This is a genomic window from Streptomyces sp. NPDC058289, from assembly GCF_042880975.1.
Lineage (GTDB): Bacteria > Actinomycetota > Actinomycetes > Streptomycetales > Streptomycetaceae > Streptomyces > Streptomyces stoeckheimensis.
In genome coordinates, this window is the sequence record NZ_JBHVYI010000050.1 from 1 (window position 1) to 17351 (window position 17351).

Annotated in this window: 19 protein-coding genes; 9 read left to right on the forward strand and 10 right to left on the reverse strand. The window is 70.5% G+C overall.

The annotated features are described in order from the left end of the window. The first annotated feature begins 188 nt into the window (after window positions 1–188). Window positions 189–746: a GNAT family N-acetyltransferase gene (locus tag ACFVX6_RS24275; protein ID WP_389694687.1), complete on the forward strand. Its 558-nt coding sequence runs from the start codon at window positions 189–191 to the stop codon at window positions 744–746. Here ACFVX6_RS24275 and ACFVX6_RS24280 read toward each other — a convergent pair. The 7 genes from ACFVX6_RS24280 to ACFVX6_RS24310 form a co-directional block, all read right to left on the reverse strand. Beyond that, on the reverse strand, window positions 743–2485 hold the full coding sequence (locus tag ACFVX6_RS24280; protein ID WP_389694689.1) for a type VI secretion protein: 1743 nt from the start codon (window positions 2483–2485) through the stop codon (window positions 743–745). The two genes, ACFVX6_RS24275 and ACFVX6_RS24280, sit on opposite strands and share 4 nt — an antisense overlap. A gap of 1 nt (window position 2486) precedes the next feature. Continuing rightward, complete coding sequence (locus tag ACFVX6_RS24285) at window positions 2487–3902, reverse strand: ATP-binding protein (protein WP_250744631.1); 1416 nt, start codon at window positions 3900–3902, stop codon at window positions 2487–2489. Window positions 3903–3921: 19 nt separating this feature from the next. After that, on the reverse strand, window positions 3922–5484 hold the full coding sequence (locus ACFVX6_RS24290) for an SCO6880 family protein (RefSeq protein WP_389694691.1): 1563 nt from the start codon (window positions 5482–5484) through the stop codon (window positions 3922–3924). Next, window positions 5481–6788, reverse strand: a complete 1308-nt coding sequence (locus ACFVX6_RS24295) for a hypothetical protein (RefSeq protein ID WP_389694693.1) — start codon at window positions 6786–6788, stop codon at window positions 5481–5483. Before ACFVX6_RS24295 ends, ACFVX6_RS24290 begins: the two co-directional genes overlap by 4 nt. After that, window positions 6778–7590: a hypothetical protein gene (locus tag ACFVX6_RS24300; protein ID WP_389694695.1), complete on the reverse strand. Its 813-nt coding sequence runs from the start codon at window positions 7588–7590 to the stop codon at window positions 6778–6780. Before ACFVX6_RS24300 ends, ACFVX6_RS24295 begins: the two co-directional genes overlap by 11 nt. Before the next feature lie 85 nt (window positions 7591–7675). Beyond that, window positions 7676–7984, reverse strand: coding sequence for a hypothetical protein (locus tag ACFVX6_RS24305; protein ID WP_008742356.1), 309 nt, complete (start codon window positions 7982–7984; stop codon window positions 7676–7678). 350 nt (window positions 7985–8334) lie between these two features. Beyond that, the gene (locus tag ACFVX6_RS24310; RefSeq protein ID WP_389694697.1) at window positions 8335–9216 is read right to left on the reverse strand and encodes a pentapeptide repeat-containing protein; all 882 of its coding nucleotides are present in this window, start codon (window positions 9214–9216) and stop codon (window positions 8335–8337) included. A 99-nt stretch (window positions 9217–9315) separates the two neighbouring features. Here ACFVX6_RS24310 and ACFVX6_RS24315 point away from each other — a divergent pair, with 99 nt between their 5' ends. The 4 genes from ACFVX6_RS24315 (at window position 9316) to ACFVX6_RS24330 (ending at window position 12926) form a co-directional block, all read left to right on the forward strand. Continuing rightward, window positions 9316–9924, forward strand: coding sequence for a LysE family translocator (locus tag ACFVX6_RS24315; RefSeq protein ID WP_389694699.1), 609 nt, complete (start codon window positions 9316–9318; stop codon window positions 9922–9924). 65 nt (window positions 9925–9989) lie between these two features. Continuing rightward, entirely contained in the window at window positions 9990–10811 is an 822-nt protein-coding gene (locus tag ACFVX6_RS24320) for a thioesterase family protein (RefSeq protein WP_389694701.1), read from the forward strand. Between the two features lie 172 nt (window positions 10812–10983). Further along, window positions 10984–12000, forward strand: a complete 1017-nt coding sequence (locus ACFVX6_RS24325; RefSeq protein WP_389694703.1) for an NlpC/P60 family protein — start codon at window positions 10984–10986, stop codon at window positions 11998–12000. A gap of 212 nt (window positions 12001–12212) precedes the next feature. Continuing rightward, on the forward strand, window positions 12213–12926 hold the full coding sequence (locus ACFVX6_RS24330; protein WP_389694705.1) for a phosphatase PAP2 family protein: 714 nt from the start codon (window positions 12213–12215) through the stop codon (window positions 12924–12926). A 141-nt stretch (window positions 12927–13067) separates the two neighbouring features. Here ACFVX6_RS24330 and ACFVX6_RS24335 read toward each other — a convergent pair whose 3' ends face one another. Together ACFVX6_RS24335 and ACFVX6_RS24340 are read right to left on the reverse strand one after the other, a co-directional pair. Then, complete coding sequence (locus tag ACFVX6_RS24335; protein WP_389694707.1) at window positions 13068–13301, reverse strand: hypothetical protein; 234 nt, start codon at window positions 13299–13301, stop codon at window positions 13068–13070. 54 nt (window positions 13302–13355) lie between these two features. Further along, a complete protein-coding gene (locus ACFVX6_RS24340; protein ID WP_389694709.1) occupies window positions 13356–13586 on the reverse strand; it encodes a hypothetical protein in 231 nt (76 codons plus the stop codon). A 145-nt stretch (window positions 13587–13731) separates the two neighbouring features. Between ACFVX6_RS24340 and ACFVX6_RS24345 the strand changes: the two genes are divergently transcribed. Further along, window positions 13732–14571 (forward strand): hypothetical protein, encoded by an 840-nt coding sequence (locus tag ACFVX6_RS24345; RefSeq protein ID WP_389694711.1) that lies wholly within the window; start codon window positions 13732–13734, stop codon window positions 14569–14571. Window positions 14572–14737: 166 nt separating this feature from the next. Further along, the gene (locus ACFVX6_RS24350) at window positions 14738–14893 is read left to right on the forward strand and encodes a hypothetical protein (protein WP_250744641.1); all 156 of its coding nucleotides are present in this window, start codon (window positions 14738–14740) and stop codon (window positions 14891–14893) included. 72 nt (window positions 14894–14965) lie between these two features. On the opposite strand, the gene ACFVX6_RS24355 is transcribed toward ACFVX6_RS24350, so the two are convergent. After that, window positions 14966–15340, reverse strand: a complete 375-nt coding sequence (locus ACFVX6_RS24355) for a metal-sensitive transcriptional regulator (RefSeq protein ID WP_389694713.1) — start codon at window positions 15338–15340, stop codon at window positions 14966–14968. A gap of 195 nt (window positions 15341–15535) precedes the next feature. Between ACFVX6_RS24355 and ACFVX6_RS24360 the strand changes: the two genes are divergently transcribed. Both ACFVX6_RS24360 and ACFVX6_RS24365 read left to right on the forward strand, forming a co-directional pair. Beyond that, a complete protein-coding gene (locus ACFVX6_RS24360) occupies window positions 15536–16156 on the forward strand; it encodes a DUF47 domain-containing protein (protein ID WP_215029557.1) in 621 nt (206 codons plus the stop codon). Window positions 16157–16161: 5 nt separating this feature from the next. Beyond that, complete coding sequence (locus ACFVX6_RS24365; RefSeq protein WP_389694715.1) at window positions 16162–17160, forward strand: anion permease; 999 nt, start codon at window positions 16162–16164, stop codon at window positions 17158–17160. Window positions 17161–17351 lie beyond the last annotated feature (191 nt).

Genomic DNA, 17351 nt, shown 5'->3' on the forward strand with positions numbered 1-17351 from the left:
AAGCCTTTCAGCGCCGATGGTACTGCAGGGGGGACCCTGTGGGAGAGTAGGACGCCGCCGAACAATCATTGTGGGAAAGCCCCGCACCAGCCCTTTACGGGTTCGGTGCGGGGCTTTTCTGCGTTTACGGCTTCTTTCGTGGAAACTCGGGTGAAGTCGGGTTGGCCGGCTCGTTAGGATCCCGAGGTATGAACGAGTACGTGATACGTCCTGTACGGGCTGACGAGTGGGCCAAGGTGAAGGAGCTGCGGCTCGCGGCTCTGCGGGATCCGGCCGCGTCGGTGGCCTTCCTGGAGACCCTCGAGCAGGGCGAGGCAAGGACCGATGAGTTCTGGCAGGAGAGGGCTGCCGGGGCTGCGGCGGGGCGGGGCGTCCGGCAGTTCGTCGCCGAGGGGCCCGATGGGGAATGGGTCGGGTCGGTGAGCGTGCTCCTCGAGCAGGCCGGCACGACCGACATCTTCGACGGGGAGGTCGAGCAGGCTCAGGCGCACCTCGTGGGCGTGTTCGTCCGGCCGGCGCAGCGGGGGATCGGGCTGACCGAGACGCTGTTCGCGGCCGCGCTGGAGTGGGCCTGGGGGTTGGAGGAGCCGGTGCTGGCGCGCGTACGGCTCTTCGTGCACGCGGAGAATGCGCGGGCAGGGGCGTTCTACCGGCGCTTCGGGTTCGTGCCCAGCGGGAAGGTCGTACCGATGCCGACCGATCCGTCGGCGAAGGAGCTGGAGTACGTGTTCCCGCGACCTGCTTAGCCGGCGGCGACAGGGAGGTCCGCTTCCGGCCAGCGGGAGCGGGCCTGCTCGCGGCTGCGGCACAGGGCGACGAGCGGGAGCGTCGTGTCCTGGAGGAGCTGTGGCAGTTGGGGGATCGGGGCCACGGCGGCGACGTCCTCGAAGACCAGGCTCAGTGGTGGGTCGAGCCGACCGTCGGATGACCGTGCGGCCATGCGGCGGCCGTGCTCGACCACGCTGGAGGCGAGTGCGGTCAGCAGCGGCATCGCACCCGGGTGGGCCCGGGGGTCTTCCAGGGGTTCGCCCACCACGTAGAGGGTGCCCCCTTCGGAGACGAACGATGCGAGGGCGAGGGAATCGGTTCGGTTCGGGGTGCAGGATTCCCGGATGTGGATCGAGGAGAGGGCCGTCAGGGCGCGGGCCGTGAGGTGTTGGGCCAGTTCGCGGCGGTCGGGGTGGGCGGTGAGGGCGCTCTCCAGCTCGCCGGCCGCGCCGGGGGCGGCCGTTGCCGCCTGGGGGTGGGTGCGGAGGATGCGGACCGGTTCCTGGGCGTTGGTGCCCTGGGCCCAGCGGTGCAGTTGCTTGAACGGGCGGTTGTCCAGGGCGGCAGCTTGGAGCCAGCTGCGCAGGAGCGTTTCCGCGGTGTCCGCGAGGGCGGAGTCCATACGGGCCTGGGGGCGGACCGGGGCCAGGAGCGCGATGGCGCGGGCGGCGGCGGTGGCGCGGTCCGCGCAGCCTTCCGTGGGACTCCAGTGGATGCGGGCCGGGGTGTCGCAGAGGTGGGAGGGGTCGTAGAGGAGGACGGGGCCCAGTTTGGAGCGGGCGTCCTTCGTTTCCGACCAGAGGGCGGGGGAGGACGTGATCACGAGGATGGCGCCCTGTGCGGCTGCGATGGCCTCGGCGGCTGCGGTGGTTCGGGCCTGGGGTGGGGCGTAGGCGATGCGGTGTGTTTGGAACGGGGTGGTGGACTGCGTCGGCGTCGGCTCCGGGCTTGGGGCGTAGCCGAAGCCGTAGCGGTACGCCTCGTCCGTGGGGGAGGGGGCGGCGCCGTCGCCGGGGGCTCTGCCCCCGGGGCCCCGCGCCTCAAACGCCGGAGGGGCTGAGTAGGGCTGAGCCTCGGGGGAGGCTGAGGTCAGCGAGTCCGCCAGGTAGGGCTTGGTGGGGGTGGGGACCGTGGGTGGGTACGGCGCCGTTGCGGGGGGCCAGCCCCCGTACCCCCGCTCCTCAAACGCCGGAGGGGCTGAGTGTGCCGGAGGGGCTGAGTATGGCTGTGACGTCGGCGAGGCTGAGAGTTGCTGCGACGTCTGCCGCGTTGAGGAGGGGTGGTCGGCTGCGTGGGTTGGAGTTCGCTGGCCCTGCTGCGTCTGCTGCGTCTGCTGCGTCTGCTGGGTCTTCAGGCGGCGGCGGGATTTCGTGCGGGCGACGATGCCCAGGGTGAAGATGGTCAGGACCAGGAGGACCAGGAGCTGGCTGATGAACAGGCCCCAGAAGAGGCCCCAGTTGGAGAGGGCCTCGGGGGGTGTGTCCGGCCAGGCGGCCGGGATGTCGTGGGGTTGAGCTATCAGTGAGCGGACCGCGGTCGGGGTGCGGGTGAAGGTGACCTTGCTCGGCCAGGCACCCTTCGTGAAGAGGGCCGCCAGGCCGGTGGCCGTCCAGATGAGGACGGCCAGGCCCAGGAGGAAGGCCAGGAGGCCCACGAGGAGGCCGTCCGGGATGCCGCCTTGGGGGCGGGGGTCCGGGTGGTCCGTGCGCTGGGGCATGTCAGGCCACCGTGGTGGCCGAGCCGCCGGCGTTGCGGTGGCGTTCCATCAGGAGGGCGCGCTCCTCTGTCTCCAGTTCGGCGGCGAGGAGGTCGTCGGGCAGGCGGTGCTGGACCGAGGATTCGGTCATGGCACGGTCCGTGAAGACCAAGGGGCGTTCGGCCTCAGTGATCAGGTGTTTGACGACCTGGACGTTGCCGTTCACGTCCCAGACCGCGATGCCGGGGGTGAGGGTGGGGATGATTTCCACCGCCCAGCGGGGCAGGCCCAGGACGCGGCCCGTGGCGCGGGCCTCGTCCGCCTTTTGGGCGTAGATCGTGCGCGTCGAGGCCATTTTGAGGATCGCTGCCGCTTCGCGGGCCGCAGCTCCGTCCACGACGTCCGAGAGGTGGTGGACGACGGCTACGAAGGACAGGCCGAGGCGCCGGCCGAACTTGAGCAGGCGCTGGAAGAGCTGGGCCACGAAGGGGCTGTTGATGATGTGCCAGGCCTCTTCGACCAGGAAGATGCGCTTCTTGCGGTCCGGGCGGATCCAGGTGTGTTCCAGCCATACGCCGACGATCGCCATCAGGATCGGCATGGCGATGGAGTTGCGGTCGATGTGGGAGAGGTCGAAGACGATGAGAGGGGCGTCGAGGTCGATGCCCACCGTGGTCGGGCCGTCGAACATGCCGCGCAGGTCGCCGTCGACCAGGCGGTCGATGACGAGTGCGACGTCGAGTCCCCAGGCACGGACATCGTCTATGGCCACGTTCATCGAGAGCGCCGACTCTGGTTCCGGGTGGCGCAGTTGTTCCACGATGTCCATCAGGACCGGTTGGCGGTCCGTGATGGTTTCCACGACGTAGGCGTGGGCGACCTTCAGGGCGAAGCCCGAGCGTTCGTCCAGGCCGTGGCCCATGGCGACTTCGATGATGGTGCGGAGCAGCGCGAGCTGACCCGTCGCGGTGATCGCCGGGTCGAGGGGGTTGAGGCGGATCCCGTCGTCGTTCGCGGCGATGGGGTCCAGGCGGATGGGGGTTATTCCCAGCTGCTGGGCGATGAGGTTCCACTCGCCGACGCCGTCCTCGCCCTGGGCGTCCAGGACGACGACCTGGCGGTCCCGGAAGCGCAGTTGGCGTAGGACGTAGGTCTTCTCCAGGGCCGACTTGCCGTTGCCCGACTCGCCCAGGACCAGCCAGTGGGGGGCGGGGAGTTGTTGGCCGTACAGCTGGAAGGGGTCGTAGATGTAGCCCTTGCCGCTGTAGACCTCACGGCCGATGATGACGCCGGAGTCACCGAGACCGGGGGCGGCCGTGGGCAGGTAGACGGCTTGGGCCTGGCCCGTGGACGTGCGGACGGGGAGGCGGGTGGTTTCCACCTTGCCGAACAGGAAGCTGGTGAAGGCGTCCGTCAGGGCGGACATGGGATCTCGCATGGGCGGCCATTCCCTCCAGCTAGCGTCGGATGCCGGTGGCGAACGGCAGGGTGTTGACGAAGGCGCGGTGGTGCTCGCGGTCGCACCATTCGAGCTTCAGGTAGGACTTGCCCGCCGAGGCGCGGATGGTGCGCTTGTCGCGGGCGAGGGCTTCGGGGGAGCGGGAGGAGACCGTGATGTAGCCGACCAGGTTGACCCCGGCGGCGCCGCTCGCGAGGTCTTCGCCGCGCTGGTCGAGCCGGCCGTGCGCGGCGATGTCGCGGGGGTCGACGGTGCGGTTCATCTTGGCGGCGCGGCTGGCGTCGGCCTCGTCGTTCGTCTTCTCCGTGAGCATGCGCTCGATGGCGATCTCGGTGGGTTCCAGGTCCATGGTGACGGCGACCGTGCGGATGACGTCGGGGGTGTGGACCAGCAGCGGGGCGAGGAAGTTCACGCCGACCGGGGTCATCGGCCATTCCTTCACCCAGGCCGTGGCGTGGCACCAGGGGGCGCGGGTGGAGGATTCGCGGGTCTTGGCCTGGAGGTAGGTCGGTTCGACGGCGTCCAGTTCGGCGGGCCAGGCGTTGCGCTTGGTCATGGCCTGGATGTGGTCGATGGGGTGGTCCGGGTCGTACATGGAGTGCACGAGGGAGGCGAGGCGGCCCTGCCCCAGCGGCTGGCGGACGCGGATGTCGGCCTCGGCGAGGCGGGCGCAGATGTCGGTGAGCTCGCGGGCCATGACGATGGCGAGGCCGGCGTCGCGGTCGACCCTGCGGCCCTTGTGGGGGGTCGCGGCGCGGGCGATGGTGTGGGCCTCGGCGGCGAGTTCGCGGGTGAAGTGGATGCAGGCGACGAGGTACGCGCGGTGCTGCTCGGAGGAGGTCGACACCATCGACTGGAGCTGGTCGTACGAATCGCGCAGCCAGACGGGGGCGCTGGTGTTGCCGCGGGCGGCCACGTCCTTGTCGTGGGCCTCCGGGTCGGCGGGCAGGGTGCGTACGAGCATCTGGAGGCGGGTGACGAAGCCGTCGCCGTTGGCCACGTGCTTGAGGAGGGTGCCGAAACGGTCCACGAGGGCCTCTTGGTCCTCGCTGTCGCGCAGGCCCACGCCCGGGCCCTCGATCTCGATGGCGGCGGTGACGGTTCTGCGGTCCGCGTGGAGCAGGACGGCGATCTCGTCGGGGCCGAAGGGGGCGGCGAGCCAGTTGATGCGGCCGATGCCGGGGGGCGGGCCGACCTCGACCTCGCGGCCGTCGCCGGCGCGGATGCCGGCTTCCATGGCGCCGGAGCGGAACGTGGTGCCGCGGCGCAGGGTGCGCTTGTAGCTGCGGTTGATCTCGAACCAGCGGTAGAAGGTGCGGCCGCGGTAGGGGACGTACACGGCGGCGAGGGCGAGCATGGGGAAGCCGGCGAGGGAGACGATGCGCAGGGTGAGGGCGGGGACGAGCAGTCCGCTCATCATGCCGAGGAACGCGCCGGCGATGATCAGGGCGATCTCGCCGGTCTCGCGGTTCTTGCCGACGATCGCGTTCGGCCGGGCCCGGCCGATGAGATACGTGCGGCGGGGCGTGACCGGGTGGAGCTGGTGGGACTGGGTCGTCACCGCCCGTCACCTCCTGTGTTCCTCGTGCTGGAGCCCGTACGGGGCGGGGGTGCGGCGGCGGGGCCGGCCCCGCCTCCTCCGCCGCCGGAGCCGCGGCTGCTGTGTGCGGCCATGCCTCCGGAGATCTGGTTGTCGCCGCCGGCGCGGTGGGCGCCGCCGCCGCTGTTTCCGCCTCCGCCTGCGCCGCGGCTGCTGTGGGTCTTGATGCCCTGGGAGACGAGGGAGGCCGGGGAGCTGATGACGGCGGCCGCCTGGGCGCCGTCGGTGGCCTTGCTGCGGTTGGTGCGGGCGGAGGCGATCTCGTCGCCGAAGCCGGGGACGAAGCGGTAGATCATCGCGGAGGCGAAGATCGCCAGGAGGATGATGGCGAGGCCGGAGACGACCGCGGAGAAGGCGTTCGGGCCCTTTTCTCCGGCGAGGGCTCCGGCGAGGCCCAGGACGATGACGATGACCGGCTTCACGAGGATGACGGCGATCATGATGCCCGCCCAGCGGCGGACGTGGCCCCAGAGGTTGCGGTCGACGAGGCCGGCGTAGACGACGGTGCCGAGCAGGGCGCCGACGTAGAGGAGCGCGGCGCGGATCACCAGCTCGAGGCAGAGGATGCCGGCGGCGAGGACGGTGACGAGGGCGACGACGATCAGCATGATCGGGCCGCCGCCGATGTCGTCGCCCTTTTTGAGGGCCTCGGCGAAGGAGCCGAAGAAGACGTCGGTCTGGCCGCCGGTGGCGGAGGCGATGACCTCGGTGACGCCGTCGGTGGCGGAGACGACGGTGTAGAGGATGAGGGGGGTGAAGGCGGAGGCGAGGACGGTGAGCCAGAGGAAGCCGATGGCTTCGGACATGGCGGTGGTGAAGGGGACGCCGCGGATGGCTCGTTTGGCGACGGCGAAGAGCCAGAGGATGAGCGTGAGGATGGTGGAGGCGGCGAAGACGATGGCGTACTGCTTGAGGAAGGTGCCGTTGGTGAAGTCGACGTTGGCGGTGCCGTTCACCGCTTTGCTGAGTTCGCCGACGATCCAGGCTGCGGCGTCGGCGCAGCCCTTTGCGAGGGAGGAGAGGGGGTTGAGGGCGTCGGTGGGGTCGCTGGGGGCGAGGCCTGTGCCGGGGCCGTTGGGGGCGGTGCCTTCGCGGTTGCAGTACTGCTTCGCAGGGCCGATCAGCAGGTCGCAGGGGTCATCGCTGGGTAGCCGAGACGGGGTTGGTGTGGGGCTCGGGGCGGCGTAGGCGCGGGTTGCCAGGCCTGCGATGGCCAATTGGGCGCAGGTGACCACGCCGACCCGGAGCCGGAGGCTAGCGGGCATAGGTGAAGCCTCCGAACTCCTTGACGGCCTTGCTGATGTCCTCGGAAGGTGACGCGACCGCATCACCGGGAACCGGTGCGGGTCCGTCCTGCTGGGAGTCGGAGAGGACCTTCCAGTCTCCGCTCGCCCAGACCAGTTCGAACGTCCAGGTCTTCCACGTCGTGCGTACCGGGTCGGTGGACTTCGGCCCGGACATGCCGATGAGACCCGTGTACCAGACGGAGACTTTCGCGGTCGTGGGCGCGTAGCTGTCGGTTCGGGTGCCGACGGGGACGGCGCGGGTGACGAAGGTGCTGCCCTGTGGTGGATTGCCGTTCGCGTCGAGTCCGAGCTTGGTGAGGAACGCGGCTGAGTACGCCTCGTCCTGAGGGCCTCTCAGTTTGGCGGCGGCGTCGGGCGTGTAGATGCCGTCCACGAGGGTGTGCCGGGTGTTCTTTCTGAACATGCCGTCCGAGCCGAGTGCCACCGCGTAGTTCGCCGCCGCGGACTGGGCGCCCTGTTCGGTCTGGGCGAAGCCCTTCGGGATGCCTGCGGACTTGCCGTCGACCGGGGCGATGCCCGTGGCTGCCGTCGGGTTGGTGGCAGTGGGGGCCTTGTCCGCGGTCGGGGGGGCTTCCGGGGTGCGGGACTGGTTGGCGAAGGCGATGGCTGCGATGAGGAGGACCACCACGCCGACGGCGGTGATCAGGCCTCTGGAGGTGCGGCGGGGTGGGGCGTACGGGTCCGAGGGCTCCGGGAAGCGGGTACGGGTCTGGCCGGTGCCGCCGACCTCGCCGCCACCGTATTGGTCGTCGGTGCTCATTCGGTGTTCGCCCCCTCCGCGTCGTACGACGGTAGCGCTGGTATCCGCGCAGGCGCGGCGTGGTGAGTCCCCATCAGGGCTCGGGCTAGACGGCCATTCCGTAGACGATCGTGAAGAGGGTGCCCAGTGATCCGATGATGAAGACGCCCGTCAGGCCGGCCACGATGAGGCCCTTGCCCTGTTCCGCGCTGAAGGTGTCGCGCAGTGCGGTCGCGCCGATGCGCTGCTTGGCCGCGCCCCAGATGGCGATGCCCAGGCAGAGCAGGATCGCCACGGCCATGACCACCTCGATCATGACCTTCGCTTCGTTGCCGAGACTGCCGAACGGCCCCCAGTTCGGGGCGATTCCGCCGATGATGGTGGTGATGTCGCCCTTTTCGGCTGCCAGGATCATGTAACTCACCGCCCCTGTATGGGTAGTTCCGGTAGCCCGTGCCCGGACGGCAGGGGTCGCCCTCTATCTTCCCTGATGAAACCGGCGTCGGATGTCGACTTGACTGCTCTCTTTACCCGATCCGTCGCCCCGGGTGTCGTCCGTATGTCCTGACCTGGGGTGGGGCGGCGTGTGGGGGAAAGAACGTATCGTCACTCTGTGTATCACGAGGGGTGACTGCGGGCAATGATTGTCGTCTCGGTGCGCTGGTGGCTCGGATCGGGGCGCGCCGTTTGGCGCAACGGGGCGTGGTTCGTTCGAGCCTGCCGATGATGTTTTCCGACATCAGACATCCGACATCCGACGCTCCGTCAGTCGGTGGATTCGTGCGCCGATGACCGCCCCGGACGGTCCCCGAGCCAGTGCGCGGGGCGGGTGAGGGAGGGCGGGATGCGGGTCGCGGAGTTGCCCCGGGCCGCGTTCAGCTGGGGCTGGGTGAGGAAGAGGGCGCCGCGGAGGTCTGCGTCGTGCAGGTCGGTGTCGCGGAAGTCCGCGCCGATGAGGTCGGCCGTGCGCAGGTCGGCGCCGCTGAGGTCGGCGGCGATCAGGTAGGCGCCGCGGAGGTTGGCTCCGCGCAGGTCCGCGCCGGGGAGGCGGGCGCCCATCAGGTCGGCGCCGCGGTGGTTCTTCTTGCGGCCCGCCACCTCGGCCCGTACGAGCTCGCTGGTTTTGAGGAGGAGGGCGTTCACCTCCTGGCGCAGCGGGGTGATGTCGAACTCCGCGAGGGCTTCCGGGGTCGCCACGGTCCACCGGGTGGTGTCGGCCAGGGCGGTGCGCAGCTGCGCGTGGAGGGGGCGGGCGGCGGGGAGGGTGAGGGCTTCGGCGAGGTAGAAGAGCAGCTCGTGCAGGCTCCGCATCACGGGGAAGACCGTGAACATCGTGCCGGCGGTGGCGGGGTGGGAGCGCCAGTCGCGGCCGCCGAAGGTGATCTGGGAGACCTGCTGGCCGGCGCCGAAGCAGTCGAAGACGGTGCAGCCCTGGAAGCCCTTGTCGCGCAGGCCGGTGTGGATGCCGCAGCGGAAGTCCTGCCGGAGGTTCTTGCAGGGGGTGCCGGCGGGCTTGTTCACGGCGAAGTCGGTGGACTTGGCGAAGGGCAGGGCTACGCAGCAGAGCGCGAAGCAGTTGGCGCAGTCCGCTTGCAGGAGGGGCAGTGGGGCGGGGGCGGCGGGGCCGGCGGGGGAAGACGTGGGCACGTCCCCATTGTCTCCCCGTGGGGGAGTTGAGTGGTCGTCGGGTGCCCGGGATGCGGAAAGCCCTTGATCGTCGTGGGAGGGTCCGGCGAGCATCGCCGTATGACCGAAGTGATCGCAGTAGCCGTCATCACCTTCCTCGCCGTCATCAGTCCCGGTGCGGATTTCGCCATGGTCGTCCGCAACAGCTACCTCTACGGGCGGCCCACCGGCCTGTTCGCGGCCGCCGGGGTCGCGGCCGGGGTGCTGGTCCACGTCTCCTACACGATGCTCGGGGTCGGTCTGCTGATCGCCTCCTCCGCCGAACTGTTCACGATGATCAAGCTCGCGGGCGCCGCGTACCTGGTGTGGATCGGGATACGGACCTTCCGGGCGCGGACCGAGGTGGCCGTGGACCTGGAGGAGAAGGGCGGGCTGACGCCGTTCGGGGCGCTCAGGAGCGGATTCCTGACCAATGTGCTGAACCCGAAGACCACGCTGTTCGTCGTGTCCACCTTCACGCAGGTGGTCGGGCCGGGGACCCCGGTGTGGCAGCAGGCCGGGTACGGGCTGTTCATGTCGGCGGCGCACCTGGGCTGGTTCGGGGCGGTCGCGCTGTTCTTCTCCAACTCCCGGCTGCGCGATCGGATGTTGAAGGCGCAGAAGGCGCTGAACCGGGCCATCGGCTCGGTCCTGGTGGGGCTCGGGGTGGGGCTGGGCTTCGCTCGCTGAGCGTTCGGGCTTCGTGGGCCGGTGGGGCTGGCGGTCGCCGGTTACCAATCGGTAGCGTGGCGGTCATGGGTGCCGAGAGCGGTGTCAGTGACGTCAGTGATGTGGACGGGTTCTACGAGCGGATCGACGCGGGGCGGTTCCTGTCGAGCGGCTACACGCGCGGCCCGTGGGATCCCGGCTCGCAGCACGCCGGCCCGCCGGCCGCGCTGCTCGGGCGGGCGATCGAGGAACGGCCGGGTGGGCGGGACGACATGCGGATCGCCCGGATCACCTACGAGATCCTGCGCCCGGTGCCGATCGGACCGCTGGAGCTGACGACCAGTGTGCTGCGGGCCGGCCGCGGGACCGAGGTGGTCGAGGCCGCGCTCGCTCCCGCCGGAGCCGCGCCCGTGATGCTGGCGCGGGCGCTGCGGATCCGGGTGGCGGGGGAGTCCGTACCGTCCGTCGTGCCCGGGCCGGAGCTGCCGCCGCCGGGGCAGGTGGGGCCGACGCCGTTCTTCCCGGTGCCGTGGGAGCAGGGCTACCACTCGGCGATGGAGACCCGCTTCGCGCAGGGCGCGTTCGTCGAGCTCGGTCCCGGGACCTGCTGGATGCGGATGAAGGTGCCGCTCGTCGCCGGGGAGGAGCCCCGGCCGCTGGACCGGGTGCTGGTCGCGGCGGACTCGGGCAACGGCATCAGCTCGGTCCTGGACTTCGGGCGGTACCTCTTCGTCAACGGTGACCTCACCGTGCACCTGCACCGCCATCCGGCCGGTGAATGGGTGTGCGTGGAGGCCCGTACGAGCGTGGACGCGGCGGGCATCGGACTGGCGGACGCGCGGCTGCACGACGAGAAGGGGCCGATCGGGCGGAGCGCGCAGAGCCTGTTCGTCGCGCCGAGGGGGTAGGAACCCAGGACCGCAAGTACTTCGTATCGTCGTATGAGTTCACCCGTCCGCCGGGGTGTGTGCTCCAAGTGCCGCGGGTGCGACGGTTCCTGTGCGGCTTCCCCGGCGGGATGATTCGACACGGGGTGGCGGGAGCCCCGGGAAAAGCCGTTCGATGGGGGAAGGTTGGCGGGTGCGCAGACTCTGGGTGGTCGGTGGAATCAGCTTCGGGGCATGCCTGTGCTTTCTCGCCCTGCTCGTGGTCGGTACGTACTCGGCGGCCGCGGGCATCGCCGGCGCCGGCGGGCGGGCCGGCGGGCTCGCCAAGGGGGCAGTGCCGGGGAAGTACCAGTCCCTCGTGCAGAAGTGGGGCAACCTCTGCCCGACGCTCTCCCCGGCGGTGCTGGCGGCCCAGCTCTACTCGGAGAGCGGCTGGAACCCGGGGGCGGTGAGCCCGGCGGACGCGAAGGGCATCGCGCAGTTCATCCCGGGGACCTGGGCGACGCAGGGCATCGACGGGGACGGCGACGGGGACCGTGACATCTGGGACCCGAACGACGCGATCCCGTCGGCGGCTTCGTACGACTGCGTGCTCGCGCGGCAGGTGGGCAAGGTGCCCGGGGACCCGGTCGCGAACATGCTCGCCGCCTACAACGCGGGTCCGGGTGCGGTGCAGAAGTACGGGGGCGTCCCGCCCTACCGGGAGACCCAGGGGTACGTGAAGACCATCACGACCCTCGCCAAGAGCTTCGAGGCCCCCATCGGGCGGGTCGCGCCCTCGCAGCAGGCCGCCGGGGCGATCTACTTCGCGCAGAAGCAACTGGGCACCCCCTACCTGTGGGGCGGGAACGGGACGCCCGAGCAGGGCGGGCGGTTCGACTGCTCGGGGCTGACCAAGGCCGCGTACGAGTCGGTGGGGGTCGATCTGCCGCGCGTGGCGAACGACCAGTACAACGCCGGTCCGCACCCCTCGCGAGCGGAACTGCTGCCGGGTGACCTGGTGTTCTTCTCCGACGATCTGACGAACTCCCGGGAGATCCGGCACGTCGGGCTCTACGTGGGCGGCGGGTACATGATCAACGCCCCGTTCACCGGAGCCGTGATCCGCTTCGACAAGATCGACACGCCCGACTACTTCGGCGCGACGCGCGTGACGAAGGACGGCGCGGAGGCCCTGCCCCGGCGCGAGGGTGTTGGCAACACAGCGTGAACCGAAGGCCCTGAGCTGCAACTTTGAGTCACTCTTCGATAACGTTGGGGTGATCATTCGGTGGAGAGTGGAACGTAGCCGCCAGAACGGGCGTTCCATGGTCACTGGGGGCAGGACGAGCGGAAGCGCCGGATTGATCACCGGGGGCGAAGGGCCGCACATCGGCGTGCGGCCGTACGGGTACCAAGGCAAGGGCAAGGGGCCGCATCACCATGGCTGGACTCACAACAGGTGGGCCGAACGTGGATGTAAGCCTGCTGTACGAGATCAACGGACTGGCGGGGCAAGCCCCGGGCTGGCTGGACCGGACGGTCGCGGTCCTCGGTGAGTACGGGATCCTGCTGGCCCTCGTCCTCCTGGTGCTGTGGTGCTGGCGCGGAGCGCGCCGGCAGGACGAGCCCGCCGCCGTCGAATCCTTCGCGGCCCTCGTGTGGGCCCCGCTCGCTGCCGGGGCCGCGCTGCTCCTGAACATCCCGCTGCGGGAGTTCGTCGGCCGGCCGCGGCCCGCCGCGCAGCACGGCGGGGTCGAGGTGCTGGAGCCCGGCGCCGGGATCGGCCACAGCGCCTTCTCGTTCGTCAGCGACCACGCCACGCTCGCGATGGCGCTCGGCGTCGGCCTGTTCGTCGCCCACCGCAAGCTCGGCTTCATCGGGATCGGGCTGGCCCTGGCGGAGGGGTTCACGCGGGTCTACATGGGCCTGCACTATCCGACCGACGTCATCGGCGGGCTCGCCCTGGGCACTGCGGTGGTGCTGCTGCTCGCGCCGCTCGCGATGGCGCTGCTGAACCCGGTGGTGCGGGCGGTGGCCCGGTCCCCGCGGCTGGGCGTACTGGTCCGGGCGCGCGACCGCGTGGTCGCCCGGCCGGTGGACCTCGCGGCGACGGAGCCGGCGGGGCGCGGGCACGAGAACGACCTCGCCGCCTGAGGCGGTGCTCCGGGCGGTGTCCGGAGCGTCAGCCGATGCCGTACGCGTCCCAGACGGTCAGCACCACGGCCGCCAGCAGGCACAGCGCCGCGGCCCCGAAGCAGACGCGGACGGCGGCCGGGCGGGGACGCGGGGGCGGGGTCACGGTTCGCCGCCGTGGTCCGTGCCGTCCGCCTCCGCGTCGGAGCGCCGGTAGCGGGAGCGCAGCCACAGGCCGGTCGCGGTGGCCGCGGCGGTGGTGACGCCGATGGCCAGGGCGACGTCACCGGGCCCGTCGGCCGTACCCACGGGGCTGGCCCGGGCCGGGGTGGCGGGGACGAACGCGATCAGCAGGGCCCAGGTGAGGGCGGCGAGTCGTGGCGCGGGTCCGGGCATGAGACAAGGGCAACCGCTCCCGGGCGCGTCGGCCAGCCGGGCCGTCCGATCGAGCTACTCCGGGGCGTGACCGGTGGCGTCCTTGCGGGCCAGGTCGCGGGAGCGGCGGGCCGGGCCGCGCCAGCCGCACGTACAGGCGGCCAGGCTGAAGGAGCCCCGTTCGGAGGTGCTCGTGGCGTGATCGGTGGATGGTGTCGGCGCCGGGTCAGTGCCGGGACCGGGGTGGCGGGGCAGCGGCACTGCGGCAAGCGGAGGGACGAGAGTCGCTTCGGTGTGCGGTTCCACTCCACCAAGGTACCGGGCCGGGGGCGGGTGGGGCACCGGCCCGGGGCGACGGGGTCGCGGCCGTGACGGGAGGCCCGGGACCTCGTTAAGCGGAGCGGGTGGGGGCCCGGGCAAACAGCGGTCACGCGTTGGGGGTTGGCAGGCGATGGTGGTGCACCAGCACAGGCGGAGGCGGGGTCGCGCGGGTCGGGCTGCGGTCGCGGTCGGCCTGGCCCTGACGGTGGCGGCGTTGAGCGGGTGCGGTGGTGACGCCGTCGCGGGCGACGACGCCCGGCCCGCCGGCGACCCGGCGGCGACGGTCCGCGGAGCTGCCGACGCGCTCCTGGCGACCGGGAGCGCGCAGACCCGTACGGCCATGGAGATGGCGACGGGCGGCACCCGGGTCACGATCCGGGGCGAGGGCGGGGTCGACTTCAAGAACCGGATGGGGCAGCTGCTGGTCATGCTCCCCGACGACGCCAAGGGCAAGGCCGAGCACCGGCCCATCACCGAGCTGCTGGTGCCCGGCGCGCTGTACATGAAGAACCGGGGCGCGGGCGTCCCCGACGACAAGTGGGTCCGCGTCGACACGACGGCCCTCGCCGACGGGAACCTCGTCACCGGCGGGGCCACCGACCCGATGGCCGCCGCCGAGCTGCTGCGCGGGGCGCAGGAGGTGACGTACGTGGGCGAGACCGAGGTGGCCGGGACCAAGGTGCGCCACTACCGGGGTACGACCGATATCGCGCGGGCCGCGGCGCAGGCCTCACCGGCGGTGAAGGGGGCCCTGGAGGCGGCGGCGAAAGGGTTCAGCAAGGACGCGGTGCCGTTCGACGCCTACCTCGACTCCGAGGGCCTCCTGCGGAAGGTCCGCCACCGCTTCACCTACGTCAACAATGGCGTGATCGATGTGTCTTCCACCACGCTGCTCTACGGCTTCGGGACCCCGGTCACCGTCGTCTTGCCGGCCGAAGGGGACATTTACGCCGGGAAGATCGCCGATTAGCCGGCCGGAGCCCCCGGGGCGGCGCGATCGGGCCATGGCCGAGCCGTCGGACCGGTGTGGGGGGGCCGGAAATGGTCCATCCGTGTCATGCGCGCCGCGCCGTGCGCTCCCTACGCTGAGAAGCCGAGCGCCGGCGACCGGACGACGGCAGATTGAGGTGGCACGCGTGACTCCCGCAGGCGGTTCGACCGTGCAGGACCTCGTGGCGCTCGCCGAGATCGAACTGTGCGGAGAGTTGATCATCGCGGCGTCGGCCGTGGCCGAAGAGAGGCTCAGCCAGGACCGGATCGACGAGGTGCTCATGGGCGTGTGGTCCGGCTGACCCCCGCTCCCCGGGCCCGCCCCTCGTGAGTTCGCTCGCGCGGTCGCTCGTGAGCCGGCTCGCGCCGGTTGATCAGGTGCGCAGCAGTCGGGCGATCGCCTTCGTCGCTTCCTCGACCTTGGCGTCGATCTCTCCCCCGCCCTTGAGGGCCGCGTCGGCGACGCAGTGCCGCAGGTGCTCCTCCAGGAGCTGGAGCGCGAAGGACTGGAGCGCCTTCGTGCTGGCCGAGACCTGGGTGAGTATGTCGATGCAGTAGACGTCCTCGTCGACGAGGCGCTGGAGGCCCCGGATCTGGCCCTCGATCCGGCGCAGGCGCTTGAGGTGCTCGTCCTTCTGGTGGTGGTAGCCGTGCACCGCGCCGGCGCTCGGTTCCGTCACCGTGCCCGTGGCCGCGTCCGTGGCCGCGTCCGTGGTGGCTCCGGAGCCCTCCGCCTGGATGGCAGTCATGCGTCCTCCCGTGGTCCGGAATGGGGGACCTATACCCCTCATGGGTATAGGGTACCGGCCCCCGGCCGTAGGGGCAGGGGGCCCGTCGTCCTCACTCTGCCTGATGGAGGACACTGGGGAACTGCCGGTTAGCCGTGGCCGGGGGATGCGCCTAGCATCAGCCTGACCGAATCCAATGCACCCCGAGGACCTCACGTGCGATTTCGTCTGACCCCCAGGGAGACGAGCTTCTACGACATGTTCGCCGCATCCGCGGACAACATCGTCACGGGCTCGAAGCTCCTCATGGAACTGCTCGGAGCGGACTCCTCCGCCCGGGTCGAGATCGCGGAGCGGATGCGGGCAGCGGAGCACGCGGGAGACGACGCGACCCACGCGATCTTCCACCAGCTCAACTCCTCCTTCATTACGCCGTTCGACCGCGAGGACATCTACAACCTGGCGTCCTGCCTCGACGACATCATGGACTTCATGGAGGAGGCGGTCGACCTGGTCGTCCTCTACAACGTGGAGGAGCTGCCCAAGGGCGTCGAGCAGCAGATCGAGGTACTGGCGCGCGCGGCCGAGCTGACCGCCGAGGCCATGCCCCACCTGCGCACCATGACGAACCTGACCGAGTACTGGATCGAGGTCAACCGCCTCGAGAACCAGGCGGACCAGATCCACCGCAAGCTGCTCGCCCAGCTCTTCAACGGCAAGTACGACGCCATGGAGGTGCTGAAGCTCAAGCAGATCGTCGACGTGCTCGAAGAGGCGGCCGACGCGTTCGAGCACGTCGCGAACACGGTGGAGACCATCGCGGTCAAGGAGTCCTGAACCTCGTGGACACCTTTGCTCTGATCGTGACCATCGGTGTCGCGCTCGGCTTTACGTATACGAATGGTTTTCACGACTCCGCGAACGCGATCGCGACGTCGGTCTCGACCCGTGCGCTGACCCCGCGTGCCGCGCTCGCGATGGCCGCGGTCATGAACCTCGCCGGCGCATTCCTCGGCAGCGGGGTCGCCAAGACGGTCAGCGAGGGCCTGATCGAGACGCCCCACGGCAACCGGGGCATGTGGATCCTCTTCGCGGCGCTCGTCGGCGCGATCGTGTGGAACCTGATCACCTGGTACTTCGGCCTGCCCTCGTCCTCCTCGCACGCGCTGTTCGGCGGCATGGTGGGCGCGGCGCTGGCCGGCGGCACCGAGGTGCTCTGGTCGGGCGTGGTCGACAAGGTCGTCATCCCGATGTTCATCTCGCCGGTGGTCGGCCTCGTCGTCGGTTACCTGGTGATGGTGGCCATCCTGTGGATGTTCCGCCGGTCCAACCCGCACAAGGCCAAGCGCGGCTTCCGCATCGCCCAGACGGTCTCGGCGGCCGGCATGGCGCTCGGCCACGGCCTGCAGGACGCGCAGAAGACCATGGGCATCGTGATGATGGCCCTGGTCATCGCCGACGTGAACAGCGCGGGCGACGAGATCCCGATCTGGGTCAAGATCGTGTGTGCCGTGATGCTCTCGCTGGGTACGTACGCGGGCGGCTGGCGCATCATGCGCACCCTCGGCCGCAAGATCATCGAGCTGGACCCGCCGCAGGGCTTCGCGGCGGAGACCACCGGTGCCTCGATCATGTTCGGCTCGGCGTTCCTCTTCCACGCGCCGATCTCCACCACCCACGTGATCACCTCGGCGATCATGGGTGTGGGGGCGACCAAGCGGGTGAACGCGGTCCGCTGGGGCGTCGCCAAGAACATCATCCTGGGCTGGTTCATCACCATGCCGGCCGCGGCGCTGGTCGCGGCCCTCAGCTTCTGGGTGGTCAACCTCGCCTTCGTGTGACCGCACGCGTCGTACGGACACCAGTGAGCCCCGCCGGATCGGAAGATCCGGCGGGGCTTTCGTCGTCACTGCACCGGGGAAAGAAGCGGGCCGGTTCCCCCCACCCCGGGGGAACCGGGCCGTTCGCCTTGGGGTGGCACCGGCCTGGAGCAGCGCAGGACGCGCAGCACAGCGGGGGTTTGCGGAGTCGG